The sequence below is a fragment of the Streptomyces sp. NPDC058683 genome, assembly GCF_042716195.1.
Taxonomy (GTDB): domain Bacteria; phylum Actinomycetota; class Actinomycetes; order Streptomycetales; family Streptomycetaceae; genus Streptomyces.
Window position 1 is genome coordinate 187,707 of sequence record NZ_JBHXSK010000010.1, and the last position, 17,347, is coordinate 205,053.

Annotated in this window: 14 protein-coding genes; 8 read left to right on the forward strand and 6 right to left on the reverse strand. The window is 71.9% G+C overall.

Annotation, left to right across the window (positions count from 1 at the left end):
• Nucleotides 1-108 precede the first annotated feature (108 nt).
• From ACFWXC_RS13400 to ACFWXC_RS13410, 3 genes are all read left to right on the forward strand, one after another.
• A complete protein-coding gene (locus ACFWXC_RS13400) occupies nt 109-615 on the forward strand; it encodes a SigE family RNA polymerase sigma factor (protein WP_384477750.1) in 507 nt (168 codons plus the stop codon).
• A 29-nt stretch (nt 616-644) separates the two neighbouring features.
• On the forward strand, nt 645-1,937 hold the full coding sequence (locus ACFWXC_RS13405) for a hypothetical protein (RefSeq protein WP_384477752.1): 1,293 nt from the start codon (nt 645-647) through the stop codon (nt 1,935-1,937).
• A gap of 121 nt (nt 1,938-2,058) precedes the next feature.
• The gene (locus ACFWXC_RS13410) at nt 2,059-2,361 is read left to right on the forward strand and encodes a hypothetical protein (protein ID WP_384477755.1); all 303 of its coding nucleotides are present in this window, start codon (nt 2,059-2,061) and stop codon (nt 2,359-2,361) included.
• A 237-nt stretch (nt 2,362-2,598) separates the two neighbouring features.
• On the opposite strand, the gene ACFWXC_RS13415 is transcribed toward ACFWXC_RS13410, so the two are convergent.
• The 6 genes from ACFWXC_RS13415 to ACFWXC_RS13440 all read right to left on the reverse strand — a co-directional run bounded on the left by ACFWXC_RS13415 (nt 2,599) and on the right by ACFWXC_RS13440 (nt 9,529).
• Nucleotides 2,599-5,283 carry an ATP-binding protein gene (locus tag ACFWXC_RS13415; RefSeq protein ID WP_384477758.1) on the reverse strand — a complete coding sequence of 895 codons (2,685 nt, stop codon included), beginning with the start codon at nt 5,281-5,283 and terminating at the stop codon, nt 2,599-2,601.
• Between the two features lie 79 nt (nt 5,284-5,362).
• On the reverse strand, nt 5,363-5,713 hold the full coding sequence (locus tag ACFWXC_RS13420; protein WP_384477761.1) for a YciI family protein: 351 nt from the start codon (nt 5,711-5,713) through the stop codon (nt 5,363-5,365).
• Complete coding sequence (locus ACFWXC_RS13425) at nt 5,710-6,660, reverse strand: virginiamycin B lyase (RefSeq protein WP_384477764.1); 951 nt, start codon at nt 6,658-6,660, stop codon at nt 5,710-5,712. The genes ACFWXC_RS13420 and ACFWXC_RS13425 overlap by 4 nt, the downstream gene beginning before the upstream one ends.
• A 19-nt stretch (nt 6,661-6,679) precedes the next feature.
• On the reverse strand, nt 6,680-7,624 hold the full coding sequence (locus tag ACFWXC_RS13430; protein ID WP_384477767.1) for a GNAT family N-acetyltransferase: 945 nt from the start codon (nt 7,622-7,624) through the stop codon (nt 6,680-6,682).
• An 8-nt stretch (nt 7,625-7,632) separates the two neighbouring features.
• Nucleotides 7,633-8,202, reverse strand: a complete 570-nt coding sequence (locus ACFWXC_RS13435) for a dihydrofolate reductase family protein (RefSeq protein ID WP_384477770.1) — start codon at nt 8,200-8,202, stop codon at nt 7,633-7,635.
• 367 nt (nt 8,203-8,569) lie between these two features.
• Nucleotides 8,570-9,529, reverse strand: a complete 960-nt coding sequence (locus ACFWXC_RS13440) for a GlxA family transcriptional regulator (protein ID WP_384477773.1) — start codon at nt 9,527-9,529, stop codon at nt 8,570-8,572.
• 144 nt (nt 9,530-9,673) lie between these two features.
• On the opposite strand from ACFWXC_RS13440, the gene ACFWXC_RS13445 reads away from it, so the two are divergent.
• The 5 genes from ACFWXC_RS13445 to ACFWXC_RS13465 all read left to right on the forward strand — a co-directional run bounded on the left by ACFWXC_RS13445 (nt 9,674) and on the right by ACFWXC_RS13465 (nt 17,261).
• The gene (locus ACFWXC_RS13445; protein ID WP_384477776.1) at nt 9,674-10,204 is read left to right on the forward strand and encodes a hypothetical protein; all 531 of its coding nucleotides are present in this window, start codon (nt 9,674-9,676) and stop codon (nt 10,202-10,204) included.
• Between the two features lie 54 nt (nt 10,205-10,258).
• A complete protein-coding gene (locus tag ACFWXC_RS13450; protein ID WP_384477779.1) occupies nt 10,259-11,755 on the forward strand; it encodes an alginate lyase family protein in 1,497 nt (498 codons plus the stop codon).
• A gap of 176 nt (nt 11,756-11,931) precedes the next feature.
• On the forward strand, nt 11,932-13,629 hold the full coding sequence (locus tag ACFWXC_RS13455) for a stealth family protein (RefSeq protein ID WP_384477782.1): 1,698 nt from the start codon (nt 11,932-11,934) through the stop codon (nt 13,627-13,629).
• Between the two features lie 15 nt (nt 13,630-13,644).
• Nucleotides 13,645-15,492 carry a stealth family protein gene (locus ACFWXC_RS13460; protein WP_384477785.1) on the forward strand — a complete coding sequence of 616 codons (1,848 nt, stop codon included), beginning with the start codon at nt 13,645-13,647 and terminating at the stop codon, nt 15,490-15,492.
• Nucleotides 15,493-15,746: 254 nt separating this feature from the next.
• Nucleotides 15,747-17,261: a GMC family oxidoreductase gene (locus ACFWXC_RS13465; protein WP_384477788.1), complete on the forward strand. Its 1,515-nt coding sequence runs from the start codon at nt 15,747-15,749 to the stop codon at nt 17,259-17,261.
• The last annotated feature ends 86 nt before the right edge of the window (nt 17,262-17,347 follow it).

Below are 17,347 nucleotides of genomic sequence, written 5' to 3' on the forward strand. Positions count from 1 at the left end.
GGAACGGGGAGCAATGAGCCGCCCCTGAGAATTCTTTGAAACATTTCCCCGGGCCCACCGCATCAATGAGGTGGAGCGGCAGAGCGCCGGGGACGGGGGAGGTTGCGGATGGGGCAGGGGTCTGGGGAGGACTTCGCCGGGTTCGCCGCGGCGCGGGCCGGGCACATGTACCGGTCCGCGTGTCTGCTCACGGCCGGGGACACGCATCTCGCGGAGGACCTGGTGCAGGAGGCTCTCGGGCGGATCTACCTCCGGTGGGGCCGGGTCTCCCGGGTCGGGAATCCCGCCGGGTACGCGCAGACCGTGCTCACCCGGACGTTCCTCGCGCACCGGCGCCGGTTCAGCAGCAGTGAGCGGGCCAGGGACTCGTTCCCCGAGCTCGCCGACACCGGCGCCGATCCCTCGCTGCGGCTGACCCTTCTCGACGCGCTCGCGCGGCTGCCCGCCAAGGACCGGGCCGTCGTCGTCCTGCGGTACTGGGAGGACCGGTCGATACACGAGACCGCGGACGCGCTCAACATGAGTTCGGCCGCCGTCCGTACGCGGTGCGTGCGCGCCCTCGCACGGTTGCGGGAGCTGCTGGGCGAGGACCTCGCCGAGTACGCCCGCTCCTGACCTCGATCTTGTGGAAACGGTGGTTCGTCATGCCCGTGGAGCAGCAGCACAGCGACGGCAACAGCAGCAGCGATCCTTTCGAAGCCCGGCTCTCCGCCGCCCTGCACGACGCCGGTGACACCTTCGACACCGACCGGGGCGCGCTCGCCGCCGCCGGTACGGTGCGGGGGCGGCGGCTACGGCTGCGACGCCGGACCACCGTGCTGGGCGGCGCCGCCGGTGTCGCGCTGGCCGGCGTGGGCGGTGCGCTGCTGGTGCCCTGGGGCGGATCGTCGTCCGGACGGCCGCTCGCCGCCGTGAGCACCACCCCGCGCGTCACCCAGTCCCCGACCGCTCCCGTCACCCACGCCGTCACCTCGGACGACATGATCCGCGCGCTGGAGAAGCTGCTGCCCAAGGGCAAGTTCAGCAAGGCGCAGGGGCGGGGCATCGACAAGGGCGCGCCGCTCGTGGCGCCGTACGCGCAGCTCGTCTACGACGACGGGCACGGCGCCGCGGCCATCAGTGTCTCCGTGAACCGGGTGCTGCCCGGCGGGTCCGACGCCCGGCAGGCCGTCCAGTGCCCGGACAAGGTCTACATCCCGTACGACAGTTGCGTCACCAGCCATCTGCCCGACGCTTCCGTCGTCACCGTCCTCAAGGGGTACGAGTATCCCGACCGGCGGGTGGACACCAAGCTCTGGACCGCGAACCTCGTCACCCCGGACGGCCATCACGTCACCGTGAGCGAGTGGAACGCCGCCGCCGAGAAGGACGCGCCGATCAGCCGGGACCAGCCTCCGCTGTCCGCCGCCCAGTTGATGACGCTCGCGGCCGCGGAGGACTGGCGTGGGGTCGTCGACGCCATTCCGGAGGATCCCCGGCAGACCCAGGAGCCGCCCACGGGGCAGGACGACGGCGACGGGGGCAAGGCGATCCGGGGGACCCTCACCTCGCTGATCCCCAAGGGGCTCAAGGTGGTGGCGCACGCGCAGGATGACGACGACCAGTTCACCTACCTCGTCGTCGACGACGGCAAGGGCAGGAGTCTCGTCCAGATCAACGTGCAGCCGGACATGTCCGATGTCGCGGGGGATCTGTTCGGGGCCGGGTCCGAGACCCTCCCCGACGGCACGCAGGTGGCCGAGCGGAAGGCGCCCGGGGAGAAGGGGGGCGACGGGGTCGTCATGTGGACCGTCGACACCATGCGCACCGACGGCTTCCGCGTGGTGATCAGCGCCTTCAACTCCGGCTCCCAGCAGACCGCCGCGACCCGCTCCGCCCCGGCGCTGACCATCAAGCAGCTGCGCGCCATCGCGCTCAGCCCCAAGTGGAGGTCATGACGGCCGCGGTCGTCTCCGCGGAGGAGCAGGGTTGACACGGGTCGACTCATGTTCGGTCCGTGCCGCCGCCCCCGAGTTAGCCTCGGGGAATCCAGCCAGAAGGTGGCAGAAGGAGACGGGCATGGCCAGGGTTCCCAGTTCGGTGATCGCCGCGAGCGGGCTTGTCGGAGGGTACGGCGTGGCCCGGTGGACGAAGAAGCGGCCGCTGGGCGGGGCCGTGCTGGCCGTCGCCGGGGCCGCCGCCGCGCAGCAGTGGCGGCAGCGGGCGGGCGGGAAGGCCGCCGGGGCGCTGTCCGTCGCGTACGTCGCCGCGTTCGCCGGGTCGCATCCGCTGGCCAAGAAGGTCGGCGCCTGGCCGTCCGTCTTCGGCGTGGCGGGCGCGGTGGCCCTGGCGTCCTGGGCGGTCGCCGACCGGCGCGCCTGAGTCACCGACCGGCGCGCCTGAGCGGCATCCGCGCCGGCGAGCATCCGCGCCGGGAAGCGGCCGCACTGCGGAAGGCCCGGCGGTACGCCCAGGAAGCATCCGCACTGCGCAAGGCCCAGCAGTACGAGGCGGGTACCCCCTGGGCGGATCTCTCTCGGTCGCAGCTGGCGTCCCGGTCAGCCCGGCTTGTGCCTGTGGTCGGGAAGGGCGCCTGACCTGCCTGTTCTTCTGCGCCCGTCAGGGCGTGAGCAGGTCGGCGAGTTCTGTTCGGGAGCTGATGCCGAGCTTGGGGAACGCGCGGTAGAGGTGGTGGCCGACGGTGCGTGGGCTCAGGAACAGGTGCGTGGCGATTTCGCGGTTGGTGGCGCCGGTGGCCGCGAGACGGACAACTTCGCGCTCCTGGGCGCTCAGACGGGTCAGGGGGGAGTCGGTGGCGTCGGACGGGTCGTGGGTTTCGCCGGCTGCCTGGAGTTCCGTGCGAGCGCGGTGGGCCCAGGGCCGGGCGTTCAGCTGATCGAAGATTTTCAGCGCGGTGCGCAGCTGGTCGCGGGCGTCGATTTTGCGGCGCGAGCGGCGCAGCCATTCGCCGTAGAGGAGTTGGGTGCGCGCCCGATCGAAGTCGTTGCCGTCGGTGTGCAGGTCCAAGGCGGCCAGATAGTGCTGCTCGGCCTGAGTGTCCGGGCTGGTCAGGGCCGCGCAGCGGTGCGCTTGAGCCGTGAAGTGGAGCTGTCCGAGGTCGGCCGCCCAGGTCATGAGCTGGTCCGCGGGTGCCCGCGCCCCTTCCGGATGTCCGGCGCGCACGGCCGCCTCGATCAGATCCGGCAACAGGTGCCGGGCCAGGAAGGGGTGGCCCGCCGCCTGCCGGGCCGCCTCCAGATGGTGCAGCGCGTCCTGCGCCCGCCCGAGGCCGAGGTCGAGCAGCCCCAGCGCCCACAGCGCCTCCGCCGCGCCCCGTCCGACCTCGCGCGGGCGGGTGTACTCCAGTGCCTGTTCGGCCATTTTCCGGGTCTGCGCCTCCTCCCCCTGGACGGCGGCCAGCACCGCCGACAGGGCGCGCAGATGGGCTGCTCGGTGGTCCAGGTCGTAGCCGTCGGCCAGCCGGAGCGCTTCGGTGGCGTGTGCGTGCGCGTCGTCGAGCCGGCCGAGCGCCAGCTCCACCTGGGCGCGCAGATGCAGCGTGGTGGGCAGCCATCCGCCGATGCCCTGCTCGCGGCAGTGGGCGACCGCCGCGGCGGCCAGTTCGTGCGCGGTCGCGTGATCGGCCATCAGGTGGCAGTGGATCGCGGTCACCAACTGGTCCATGAGCCCGACGTCGGCGAGGCGTCCGGCCCGTACGAGCGTGTCCAGGGCCCGGCGCGCGCCGGGCAGGTCGCCCGCCAGGAGGTGGGCGGGCACGGCCAGGATCGGCAGGTGGGGTGTGCGGACGCCGATCTCCACCATGAGGGGTGCGTCGCCCGCGCAGAAGGCCGCGTGGAGGGCGTCGGTCAGCAGCGGCGCGAGCTTGTCGGGGCGGTCGGCCGAGATCGTGTCCGCGCAGTCGGCCAGGATGCGGGCGGCCCGGCGGGGGCTGCCGTAGCCGAGCTCGACCACGGAGCGTACGCGGGCGAAGTCCGCCGCCATCCCCGGGTCCCGCAAGGGCAGTGTCACCTGGTCGGCGAGAGCGCGGCACCGTTCGTCCTGGCCGGCCTCGCTCGCCTTCTGCGCGGCGGTGATCAGGCGGCGGGCGTGCCGGCGCGGATCGGCGGTCAGGCGGGCGGCCCGCTCGTACGCCGCGGACGCGGACGCCATGGCCTGCCTGCTTCCGGCCCACTCGGCGACCCGTTCCAGCTCCGCGGCGACCTCTTCGTCCGGGCCGGTCGTCGCGGCGGCCAGGTGCCAGGCGCGCCGGTGCGCGTGCTGGGCGCCGTCCAGGCCCGCCGCCAACGCCCGGTGCGCCGCGATCCGCCAGGCCAGCGGGGCCTGTTGGTAGGCGGCGAACCGGATGAGGGGGTGCCGGAAACGCAGTTTCTGGGCGGAGACGAAGACCAGTCCGGCACGCTCGGCGGGCTCCAGATCCGTGACCTCCCCGTCGAGCCGGCCCGCGGCTGCCAGCACGGTGGGCAGGTCCCCGGTGTCGTCGGCCGCGGCCACCGTGAGCGTGCGCTGGGTCGCGTCGGGAAGGCGGCGGATCTGCTGTGCGAACGTGTCCTGGAGCTGATGGGGCAGCTCGGGCCGCGCCTCGGCCGGCGCCAGCGGCCCCAGCTGTCCGGCGCGCTGCGCCGGGGTCAGCGCGGCGGCCAACTCCCGCAGCGCCAGCGGGTTTCCCTGCGCCTGGTCGAGGATGTGCTCGGCGACCGGGGGAGCGAGGCCGGGCAGCAGCGCCACGGCCGACCGCCGGTCGATACCGGTGACGTGTACGCGCGGCAGCGCCCTCGATCCGCTCTCCGGCGAGGTGCCGCGAGTGGCGAAGAGCATGACGATGCCTTCGTCCCGCAGCCGCCGGGCGGCGAAGGTCAGCGCGTCCCCGGACGGCCGGTCGAGCCATTGCAGGTCGTCGACCAGGCACAGCAGGGGGTCGTCCGTGGCCGCCTCGGACAGCAGGGACAGTGCGGCGAGCCCCAGGGTGAGACGGTCCCGTACAGGCTCGTCGCTCAGGCCGAAGACGGCGCGCAGAGCCCCGGCCTGCGGTCCCGGCAGCCGGTCGAGCAGATCGAGCACCGGCAGGAGGAGCTGATGGAGCCCTCCGAAAGCGAGCTCCATCTCCGATTCGATGCCCTCGACCCGCAGCACGCGCATGCCGTCCGCGTGGGCGGCCGCATGCTCAAGGAGAGTGGTCTTGCCGATGCCGGCCTCGCCGTGCAGCAGCAGTGAACTGCTCGCTCCGCGCCGAGAGTTGGCGAGCATCCGCTCGATGTGGCGTCGTTCTTCTGTGCGCCCCTGCACCGTCCGCCCCCCGCCGGCAACCGAGCATCATGATCGACACTGTACGTCCGGGGAGGGGTGATGCCGCAACGGGCCGTCCTCAGGCGCCTTCGAGCACCGGCCGGATCTCGATGGTCTCCAAGGTGCCGAGCCCCTTGGCGAGTTCCACGGCTTCCTCACGGTCGGCCACGTCGACGACGAACCAGCCGCCCAGGGTCTCCTCGCCGGGGTGCGCGGGCCCGTCGGTCACCGTGGCGGGCGCTGCTTCGGTGGTCTTGCGCACGGTCGCCGCGGAGGCCGACTCGGTGTCCAGGGCATCGCCACCGATCAGTTTGCCTGCCGCCGCGACCTTGCCGATCCAGGTCTCGTACGCCGCTCGGTGAGCGGCCCGGTCGGTCCGGATCCGGTGGCGCGACTCATCGGTCTCGAAGATCACGAGTGCGTACTTCATGAGCGTTCCCTTTCGTTGCTTCGTCGTTCGTTGCTTCGTCGTTCGTTGCTTCGTTGCGTGCGGACAGGGACGCCGACACGGGCGAGTGCGCCGATTTCCAGCGCTGCCCACAGAGCTCCGTCCGGGCCCAGGGCGATCCCGTGCGGCTCCGAGCCCGGGGTCGGCAGGTCGTGCACGGTGACGGTGCCGTCGGGGGTGAGGGAGCCCACCCGGTTGCCGGCCCACTCGGTGAACCACAACGTGCCGTCGCTGCCGGGGGTGATGGCATGCGGCCGGGACGTGCGGTCGGGCAGCGGGAACTCGGTGATCCCGCCGTCGGGAGTGACCCGCCCGATCTGCCCTGCACCGATCTCGACGAACCAGACCGCTCCGTCGGGCCCGGCCGCGATGCCCACCGGGGCGGCGGACCTGGTCGGCAACGGGTGCAGAGTGACGGCTCCGTCCATGCCGATCCGCCCGATCGCGTCGGCCTGGTTCAGGGTGAACCACATCCCGTCGTCGGCGCCCGCGGTGATCGCGGAGGGGTAGGTCCCGGTGGCCGGCAGCGGGAACTCGGTCACCCGGCCGTCGGTGGTGATCCTGCCGATCCGGTCGGCGGCGGTCTCGGTGAACCACAGCGCTCCGTCCGGCCCGGCGGCGATTCCGAACGGACCGCACTCCGCGGTCGGCACGGTGAATTCCTCGACCTTGCCGTCGAGGGCGATCCGGCCGATGCGGTGCGCCCGGTGCTCGGTGAACCACAAGGCGTCGTCCGGCCCGACAGCGATGATCGTCGGCCCGCAGTCCGGATCGAGTTGATGGTGTGTGAGTACCCCACCGGGCACGAGACGCCCGATACCCCCGCTGTGAACCAGCGTGAACCACAGCGCCCCGTCCGGGCCCGTGGTGAGCGCGTAGGGACCGCTGCCGCTCCCGGTCAAGGTGAACTCCTCGATGAAAACCGGCATCAGACCGGCTCTCCTCTCTTCATACGGCCACCGGCGCCGAATACAGCATGCGGATCTCCGAAGTCCGGTAGCCGGCGCGGGCGAAGGCCGCGGCCATGGGGGCGTTGCCGGTGTCCGTGGTGGCTGTGATCAGTTCGGCACCGGACTCCGCGTGGATGAGGGTGATCTCGGTGAGGAGGTCGTCCACGTACCCATGGCCGCGGAACTCGGGGACGACTCCCAGATAGCCCACGTTGCGGGCATACGGTGTCGCGGAGGGGAGGGCGAGGCCCGCGACCTGCCCGTCCGGGGTGTGGGCCACGCGCCACCACTCGCGCCGACCGGGGCAGCCGAGATAGAAGTCCATCTCGTCCCTGGCTGTGGCTTCGGCGCCCTTGACGGCGATGTTCCTGCGGGTCTCGTCGTCCAGGCTGCCGACGGCGATCCGACGGAACAGCCGGAGGAACTCCTCGTCCGAAGCGGGGGCGAACGTCAGCCGGTCTCTGGACGCGGGGAGACCGACGTCGGCCGTCCATTGCAGGCGCAGCCGTTCCACCTCGTGCGTGAGGCCTGCTGCCACGGCGGCCCGGCGCCGCCACTCCACGGCGGCCACCGCGCCCGGGGTGTCCCGCCAGCCGACGGGCAGCGTCAGGTTGTACAGCGGAGTTCTGGGCGCACCGGCGCCGGCGAACGCCCGCAGCGCGGCGGTCAGCAGCCCGGCCGCCACCTCCGCGCGGTCGGGGAGCGTCGGGTCGGCATGCAGACAGTCCAGGGCGACGGGGTGAGCGCTGTCCTGCTGCCCCCACCACAAGGAACGGCCCACGATCCGCCCGTCGTCCTCGGCGATCCAGGTCCACTCCGGCCGGTACATCCCCTGCTTCAACTCGTCCAGGTAGCGGTCGGCGTCGATCCAGCCCACCGGTTCATCCACGACGACTGCTGCGACACGCTCTTGATCGGCCTCGGTCGTGGGGCGAAACAACATGGGTGCTCCTACTGCTTGGTGTACGTGGTGACAGTCGCGCCGGTGGCGAAGACCCGGAAGCCGGTCAGCGTGAAGGCGGCAGGGTCGAATGCCGCGTGGAACAGCGGAACGCCGGCCCCCAACACCACCGGGTGGCGGTGGACCACGAGCATGTCGACCTCGCGCAGCAAGCGCCCGGCCAGCACCGGGCCGCCGCACAGCCAGATGCCCATGCCCGGCCGCCGCTTCAGCCCGCGGACGAACTCCGCCGGGTCCCCCGCGACGACATCGACGCCTGACGCGGGCCGTTTCAGGGACGAGGAGACCACGTACTGCCGCAGCCAGGGATACGGGCTGCCGGCACCGGCCGCCCGAGCGGACTCGTAGACGCCGCGCCCCATGACGACCGTGTCGAACAATCTGTTCGCCGTGCCGACGACGCCCAGCGGCCTTCGGACATGGTCCGGGACGGTCTCGGGGTACTCGGCCAGAACGGCGGCCTTGAGATCGCCGTCGAAGCCGAAGGGGTCGCACTGTCCGTCAGGACCGGCGGTGAAGCCGTCGACACTGCAGCCGACGAGGTACGTGAGCAGACGCATACGGGTCCGATTCCGATCCGTTGCCACCAGGGACGAGATGACATTAGGCACCCCGATCCAGGAGGGCATCGGTCATCGCGACGTAACGTGACCCGCCTCGCCCGGGACGGCATCGGTAGCGGTGTCGGGGTCGGTGCGTAGGGCGCTCCGCGACGACCGACCGGGTCCGGGCCGTGCCACCGCCCAGGTGCCGGCGCACTTCGCCCGCATGAAGACCGGGAAGATCCTTCGCGACTGCCGCCTCGAAGACGACGGCGTCCACCACGCCATGCCCGGCATCGCCCGACTCCACAACCTCGGCCTTGCCGGCCGACGGAAACCAAGCTGGTCAACCGACCTGGCGTAGATCATTTACGGGACCGCGCGCTCAGGAAGCATCCGCGCTGCGGAACGCCCGGCGGTATGCCTGTGGGCTCGTGCCGACCACCCTGCGGAAGCGTTCCCGGAAGGCCGTCGGGGAGCCGAAGCCCGACTGGGTCGCGATGCGTTCGACGGGGTGCGCGGTGGTCTCCAGCAGGTGCTGCGCCCTGCGCACCCGCGCCCGGTGCAGCCACTGCAGCGGGGTCGTGCCGGTCTGGTCGCGGAAGCGGCGGTTGAGGGTACGGGTGCTCATGCCGGCCCGCGCCGCCACCTCCTCCAGCGTGAGGTCCCGGTCGCAGTTGTCCTCCAGCCAGGCCAGAAGCGGCTCCAGGGTGGCACCGGCCGGGGCCGGCGGCTGGTCGTGGACGATGAACTGGGCCTGGCCGCCCTCCCGCTCCAGCGGCATGACCGACATCCGGGCCGCGTGGGCGGCGACCGCCGAGCCGTAGTCCCTGCGGATCAGGTGCAGGCACATGTCCATGGCCGCCGCCGCGCCCGCCGAGGTCAGGAACTGGCCGTTGTCGACGTACAGGACGTTCGGGTCGACGTCGATGCCCGGGTGCAGCGCGGCCAGGGTGTCGGCCGCGACCCAGTGCGTGGTGGCGCGCAGGCCGTCCAGCAGGCCGGTGGCCGCGAGGACGAACGCCCCGACGCAGACCGACGCGATCCGCGTGCCGTTCGCCGCCGCCGCGCGCAGGGCCTCGGCGACCTCGGCCGGCAGGACGCAGGCGGGATCCGCGACGCCCGGCACGATGATCGTGTCCGCTTCGGCCAGCGCGTCCAGCCCGTACGGCGCCCTGACGGTGAACGCGCCGCCCGCCGCCGTCACCTCGTCCGCCGGCCCGCACACCCGCACCCGGTAGGCGTCCCGGCCGTCGGGCAGCCGGGCCCAGCCGAAGGTGTCGATCGGCACGGTGAAGTCGGACGGGATGACCTGGTCCAGGACCAGTACGGCGACGGTGTGCATGGCAAGAACGTACCGGTTCGACGGGTTACCGCCAACCGGGGGCGGACATCCAGTGGCCGTGGGACCCAGTCCTGGCGAGAATCCGTCGAGTGGTGGCAGTATCGCCGCTTCTGCAAGATCCCGCGGCCGCCTACGGTCGAGGCCGTGACCAAGTTCCTCCTCGCTGTCCATGTCCTCGCGGCGATCGTCGCGATCGGTCCCGTCGCCGTCGCCGCCAGCATGTTCCCGCCGGCCGCCCGGCGCGCCATCGAGGCACCGGACGACGTCCGGGCCGCCGAGACCCTCCAGCTGCTGTACCGGATCTGCCGGGTGTACGCCGTCGTCGGCGTCGCCGTCCCCGTGTTCGGGTTCGCCACCGCGAGCAACATGCATGTGCTGGGCAGCGCCTGGCTGATCACGTCGATCGCGCTCACCGCCCTCGCGGCCGTCGTCCTCGCCGCGCTGGTGCTGCCCCGCCAGAGCGCACTGGTGGAGGGCACCACAAAGGGCACCGCGGAGGACGGCGCGTCGGGCGGCGTGGCGGGCGGCACGGCGGGCGGCGTGGCAGGCGGCGCGAAAGCTGTCACGCGGCAGGCGACGGCCCAACTCGCCATGTTCACCGGTGTGTTCAACCTGCTGTGGGCCGCCGTGACGGTCCTGATGATCGTGCGGCCGGGGTCCACGACCGGTGCCTGAGCGACCGGCTCCGGGTTTCTGTTATCGGGGCCGTGCCGGTTCGTCTCCCAGGGCATGCACACGACTCGACAGATCAGCCGCCGGAGTCTGCTGAAGGCCTCGGGAGTGACGGTGGGGGCCGCCGCGGGGATCGCCGCGGCGGGCCGCCCCGCCTCCGCCGCCGGGGCCTTCGCCCATCCCGGCCTGCTGCACACCCGTACCGATCTCGACCGCATGGCCGCCAAGGTGAAGGCGGGCGCCGCCCCCTACACGGCCGGGTTCGCCCGGCTCACCGCCAACCGGCACGCGCAGAGCGGCTGGCAGGCGCGGCCGCAGGCCGTCGTGTACCGGGGCTCGGGCACCCCGGAGAACTACGCGCTCCTCTACAACGACGTCCACGCCGCCTACCAGAACGCCCTGCGCTACCACGTCACCGGCGAGAGCGAGTACGCCGACACCGCCGTCGCCGTCCTCAACGCCTGGTCGTCCACCCTCACCGCGGTCAACGGGTCCGCCGACCGGTTCCTGGCCGCCGGGCTGTACGGCTACCAGTTCGCGAACGCCGCCGAACTCGTCCGCGACCACGGGGACTTCGAGCTCGCCCGCTTCCAGGAGATGCTGAGCAAGCGCTTCGGCGCGGTCAGCGACGACTTCCTCGTCCGGCACAACGGCGCCGTCGTCTCCAACTACTGGACCAACTGGGACCTCGCCGCCATGGCCTGCGTCCTCGCCACCGGCATCTTCTGCGACGACCGCGCCCAGGTCGCCCGCGCGGTCGACTACTTCAAGCACGGCGACGGGCTCGGGGCGATCAGGAACGCCATTCCCGTCGTGTACGACGAGGAGGCGGACGGCGGGCTGGGCGAGTGGCTGGAGGCGGGGCGCGACCAGGGGCACGCGCTGCTCGGGGTCGGGCTCATGGGCACGTTCTGCGAGATGGCCTGGAACCAGGGGATCGACCTGTACGGGTACGACGACAGCCGGTTCCTCAAGGGGGCGCAGTACGTCGCCAAGTGGAGCATGGGCGGGCAGGTGCCGTTCACCGCGAGCACGCGGCGCAAGGGTGCGATCGGGGGGTGGTCGGGGAGCGAGACGGTGACGGCAGCGGCGGGCGTCGATCCGTCGATGACGCGGCCCGTCTGGGCGATGATCGCCAACCACTACACCAAGCGGCGGGGCCTGCCGGCGACGTACGTCACCCGGATCGCGGCGAAGGCCGCGCCGGAGGGCGGTGGCGGGGACTACGGGCCGAACAGCGGGGGGTACGACCAACTGGGCTTCGGGACGCTGACGTTCACGCGGGACCGGACGGAGGCGGCAGGGGGTGCGACGTCTTCCCCGAGTCCGACGGCACCGGCATCGGCATCGGCTTCCGCATCCGCGTCCGCGTCCGCTCCGGCCTCGGCGTCGGCGTCGTCCTCCCCGTCGGTGATGGGCAAGGGCGACGACCTCGCCGCCACCGGGTCCGGTGACGTCGTCGGATGGACGGCGGCCACGGGGATCACCGCGCTGGCGGGCGGGCTGCTGTTGCTGCGGAGGCGAGGGCGGGAGCGAGAGCGCCGGGCCGGCTAGCGGAAGGTGCCGGCGGCGGTGGAGCCGGCGACCTATAGCACATGCTTGCATGAGTCGGTTGTGGGCAAGATCGGATTTTCCTTAATTCTCCGAGAAGATTTCTACAACCATCCGTCTTAGGTGTCCGTCTGGTTAACACAAGGGTGTGTAGGGGTTGATGTAGAGGAGCTCAGAACGTGACCGTGCGTTCCTTTGCCCGGCGGGTGCGACCGCGAGTCGAGCGGAAGGCCGCCGAGAAGGTGTGGCAGCTGCGTACCCTGCGGCGCCGCCGCAGGGCAGCGGTCACGGATCCGGTGCTCCGCCCGGTGGCGGTGCGCGGCCAGCAGCTGTACGGACGGGTCGTGACCCGGTTCACCGCCGCCGAGGCGGCCGCCGCCAACCTCGGCCTGGTGCTCGCCGCGCTGGAGCAGGAAGGCATCCCCTACTTCCTGGTGCCGGCCTCGCGCACCCGCCACACCATCGGCGTGAACGCCCTCGACCGGGAGCGTCTCCTCACCGCCCTCGAGGCGCGGAACGCGGGGAAGGCGGTGTTCATCGGCAGACCGCTGCCCGGCGGAAAGCTCAAGCACCCCGCCCTGTTCATGGACGGTGTCCTGCCGGCCCCGCTGCGTACGGCCCCGGTCCTGCGCGTCGGGGAGAACCACCTGGGCCCGGCGGGCCAGCTGCTCGCCGGCCCGGAGCTCGCCTGCGACGTCGAGTTCTGGGAGGACGGGGCAGCACTCCTCGCCTCCGACAAGGGCCCCCGGCGCCTGGCCGCGGTCCAGCCGCAGGCGTCCGAGGACATCTTCGCGGAGTCCCTCGTCGCACCGCGGAACAACGGCGTCACGGACGTACTGCCGGCGTCCGAGCAGAAGCCGGCCCTGGTGCGGATCGGCGACCGGGAACTGCCGAGCTTCGCCGCGCTCACCCGGCCGACCGTGCACGACGTGACCTTCCCCGTCGACGTCGTATACACCTGGGTGGACGGCGAGGAGCCCGAGATGCGGGCCAAGCGCGCCCGGTACCAGGAGCGCGGCACCGCCGAGATCCTGGACAAGGAGACCAACGCCTCCCGCTACACCAGCCACGACGAGCTGAAGTACTCCCTGCGCTCGCTCGCCATGTACGCCGACTTCGTCCGCCACATCTACGTCGTGACCGACGGCCAGAAGCCGCACTGGCTCGACGACACCGCCCCGGGGATCACGGTCGTCGACCACCGGGACATCTTCCCGGCGGACGTCCTGCCGGTGTTCAACTCGCACGCGATCGAGACCCGGCTGCACCACATCCCGGGCCTGTCGGAGCACTACCTCTACTTCAACGACGACGTGTTCGTCGGCCGCCGGGTCACCGCGGAGCACTTCTTCCACGGCAGCGGTCTGATGAAGATCCCGGTGTCCCCGCTCAAGATCGGCGTCGGCAAGCCGCACGCCGAGGAGACGGCCACCAACTCCGCGAGCAAGAACGTCCGCCGGCTGCTGCTGGAGAGGTTCGGGCGGATGACGACGAACAACTTCATGCACACCCCGCTGCCGCAGCGGCGGGAGACGCTGCGGGCCCTGGAGGAGCTCTTCCCGGAGGACATCCGCCGCACCACGGCGTCCCGCTTCCGTTCGCCGCAGGACATCGCCGTGACGGCCCCGCTGCTCTACCAGTACGCGCTGATGACCGGCCACGGCGTGCCGGGCCGGTTCGGCTTCCGGTACGTCAACATCAGCCGCCCGGACGCGGAGGCCCGCCTGGCCGAGCTGCGCCGCAACCGGCGCTTCGACTTCTTCTGCCTCAACGACGTCGACGTGCCGCCCGAGGAACGGGAGCGGGTCGGCGTCCGGATGAACGAGTTCCTGGAGGACTACTTCCCCTTCGCGAGCCCCTTCGAGAAGCAGGACTGACGGGGGCCGGGGGGCATGGACATCCGTCACCGTCTCACGGCGCCCACGGGTCTGCGCGCCGCCGGGAGCCTTCTGGTGAGCCTGTGGACCTGGGTGTCGGCCGGGCTCTGGGCACTGCGCGCGACCCGGGCCCGACGGCGCCTGCGGGCCGCCGTCCCCGGAACGCGGGGGACCACCCTCGGACCGACGCGGCTGTACGGCCGTACGGTCGCCGCGTACACCGCCGCGGACGCCGTCGAAGCCGATCTCGAACGCGTCTGCACGCTCCTGGAAGGGCTGCGTGTCCCGTACTTCCTGGTCCCCTCCGACCACGGGCACGGCGCGCCGCGGCAGGTCGTGGGCGTCGAGGAGTCGTACCGCGGCGCGGTCCTCGCCCGGGCCGCCCAGCGCTTCGCGGGCACCGCCGGGTACGTCGGTGCCGTCGGACCGGACGGCGCCGTGACGACCGCGGTGCTGTGGGCCGACGGCAGGCTGCCGCGGGCCCTGAGGCGGGCCGCGGTGCTCCGCACCGGTGTGGTGCGCCTCGGCCCGGGAGGGCAGGTGCTCAGCGGCCTCGAAACGGGGTGCGACATCGAGTTCTGGCGGCACGGCCGGGATCTCGGTACCGTCCCGGACACGGCTGCGGGCATCACCCCGGGGACGGCCGCGGGCGCCGATCCCGCCTGGCTCACCGTGCCCGGCAGCCGGCTGCCGGACGTCTTCGGCCCGGCGCTCGTCGCCCCGCGCCGCAACCCCGTGGCGGAGGTGCTGCCGGTGGCCGCGCGGCAACCGGCGGCGGGTCGCCGCCGCACCGTCCCGACGTTCGCCCCGTTCGCCGAGCCGGGCATCGACGAGGTGCTGTTCCCCGTCGACGCCGTGTACACCTGGGTCGACGGGGACGACCCGGCGATGGCCGCGAAGCGCAGCGCCCATCAGGAGCTCTCCGACAACGTCATCGCCCCGCGCGAGACCGGCGCGTCCCGCTACACCAGCCATGACGAACTGAAGTACGCACTGCGCTCACTGGAGATGTACGCCGGGTTCGTCCGGCGCGTCTACCTCGTGACCGACTCCCAGGTCCCGGCCTGGCTGGACCCGGACGCGGAGGGTCTGACGGTGATCGACCACCGGGACATCCTCCCGTCCGAGGCGCTTCCCGTCTTCAACTCCCACGCCATCGAAAGCGGCCTGCACCACATCCCGGGCCTGTCGGAGCACTACCTCTACTTCAACGACGACGTCTTCATCAACCGCCCGGTAGGACCCGAGCACTTCTTCCACGGCAACGGCATCGCCCGTATCCCGCTGTCCCCCCTGAAACTCGGAGTCGGCGCCCCGCACCCGCTCGAACCGGCCCCGAACTCCGCCGGCAAGAACGCCCGCGAGGTGATCAGGCGCTTCCACGGCAGACACATCACGCACAAGTCGCTGCACACCCCGCATCCCCAACTGCTGTCGGTCATGCGGGAGATGGAGGGCCTCGGAATCGAGGAACTCGAACGGACCGCCTACTCGCGCTTCCGTTCCACCTCCGACGTGGCCCCCGCGTCCACGCTCCACCACCACTGGGCGATGGCGACCGGCCGGGCCGTCCCCGCCGACTACCGCTTCCGCTACGTCCAGCTGGGCACACCGGACATGCGCCGCCGCCTGGCCCGTCTCACGGCCGGCGAGGACATCGACTTCTTCTGCCTCAACGACGTGGACACGCCCCCGGAGACCCGACCGGCCGCCCGGGCCGCGATCCGCACCTTCCTGGACCGGAAGTACCCGTTTCCGAGCCGCTTCGAAGAGGCAGCCCGCAGCACCGCCCGCCCTGTCGCACCGCTCACGACGAGAGTCCCCTCCCAGCCGACGCGGGAGGAAGCACAGCGCCGCGAGTGAACAGGCCGGTCCCTGACGAGGCGGACGCCGCGCCGGACCGGGGCAGACCGTTCCTCCTGGTGCGGCTCGCCGGCACGAGATCGCGCCACTTGTCGGGCGGACCGGCGAATCACCTGAATCCAGTGACGTCCGCTCACCTGCCTCACGGCGAATGTCGGAACGGATCGTTTCCGTAGCCACCATGACGTCGAGGTCGTTGCATACCGTCACGCTCGCAAACTGGCACCAACTCCCCCACAGAGAAGGAGATCGCCATGTCCGAGGTGTCCGCCACGGCCGACGTGGTCGTCGTCGGCGGAGGTTCGGCCGGCGCGGTCCTCGCCGCCCGCCTCAGCCAGGACCCCGCACGAACGGTCCTGTTACTGGAGGCCGGACGTGTCTATGCAGCCGGCGCCTACCCTCCCGCGCTGCTCGACGCGAACCGGATCGCGGACCCGGATCACGACTGGGGCTACACCTCGCACGGCACGGACCAGGCGCCGCCGCTTCCGACTCCCCGGGGCAAGGTCCTCGGGGGCAGCTCCGCCGTGAACGCCTGCGTCGCGCTCCGGGCCCGCGCCGCCGACTTCGCCAAGTGGGGCGAGCACGGCGTGGAGGGCTGGTCCTACGACGACGTACTCCCGGTGTTCAAGCTGCTGGAGAACACCCCCGCCGGTGACGACGCCTATCACGGGCGGACCGGTCCGCTCCCGATCAGGCAGCGCTCGGACAGCGAACTGACGCCGTCCCTGCGGGGATTCGTCGAGGCGGCCGTCGCGCACGGCTTCAAGCGCGTGCACGACTTCAACGGCGCCGAGCAGAACGGCGCCGACGGCTATCCGGTCGACGTGGTCGACGGAGTCCGGCAGAACGTGGGCCTGGTCTACCTCACCGACGAGGTACGGCGCCGCCCCAACCTCACCGTCCGCGGCGATGTCACCGTCGACCGCGTGCTGTTCGAGGGCACCACCGCCTCCGGTGTCCTCGCCGCGGACGGCACGGTGTACCGGGGCCGCGAAGTGATCCTCTGCGGCGGCGCGTACGGCAGCCCGGCGATCCTGCTGCGCTCCGGCATCGGCCCGGCCGCCGACCTCACCGCCCTGGGCATCCCGGTCGTCGCCGATCTGCCCGTCGGACAGCGCCTTCAGGATCAGGTGGGCTACTACAACGCCTACGCGCTGGCCCCTGACCATCTGGAGATGTCCCCCGCCGTGGGCTCCCTGCTCTGGACGGCCTCCAGCGAGGCCGCCGGCGACGAACTGGACCTCCACGTCACCGCCACCCACCTCATGGACGGCTCCTTCAGCCCCACCGGAGGGGCGATCGTCCTGATGGCCGCGCTGGTCCGGCCCGAGTCGACGGGAACGCTGAAGCTGGCCGGCCGGGATCCCGAGACCGCTCCTCTCATCGACGCCAACTTCCTCGGCACTCCGCGCGACGCCCGCCGCATGCTCGAAGGCGTCAAGCTCGGGCGCGCCATCGCCCGCAACCCGGCCTTCGCACGGTTCGTCGCGGCGGAGATGGCCCCCGGTGACGCGGTGACCGACGACGCCGCCCTGGCGCAGAACATCGCCGCGAATCCCGCCATCTACGGTCACCCCACGTCCACGGTGCCGATGGGCGGCTCGGGTGACCCGTGGGCCGTCGTCGATTCCGTCGGCGCCGTCAAGGGCGTCAGCGGGCTCCGGGTCGCCGACGCGTCGATCATTCCCGAGGTCCCCTCCGCCACCACCAACGTCACCGTCATCATGCTGGCCGAACACATCTACCAGCGCGTCTACGCCGGCTGATCCCCTCTGCGCCGCCCATGGCGTTCCCCGTGGACCTCGGCCGGGGCGTGTTCGGCTTCGACCACCTGCTCCTCTCACCCCAGGAA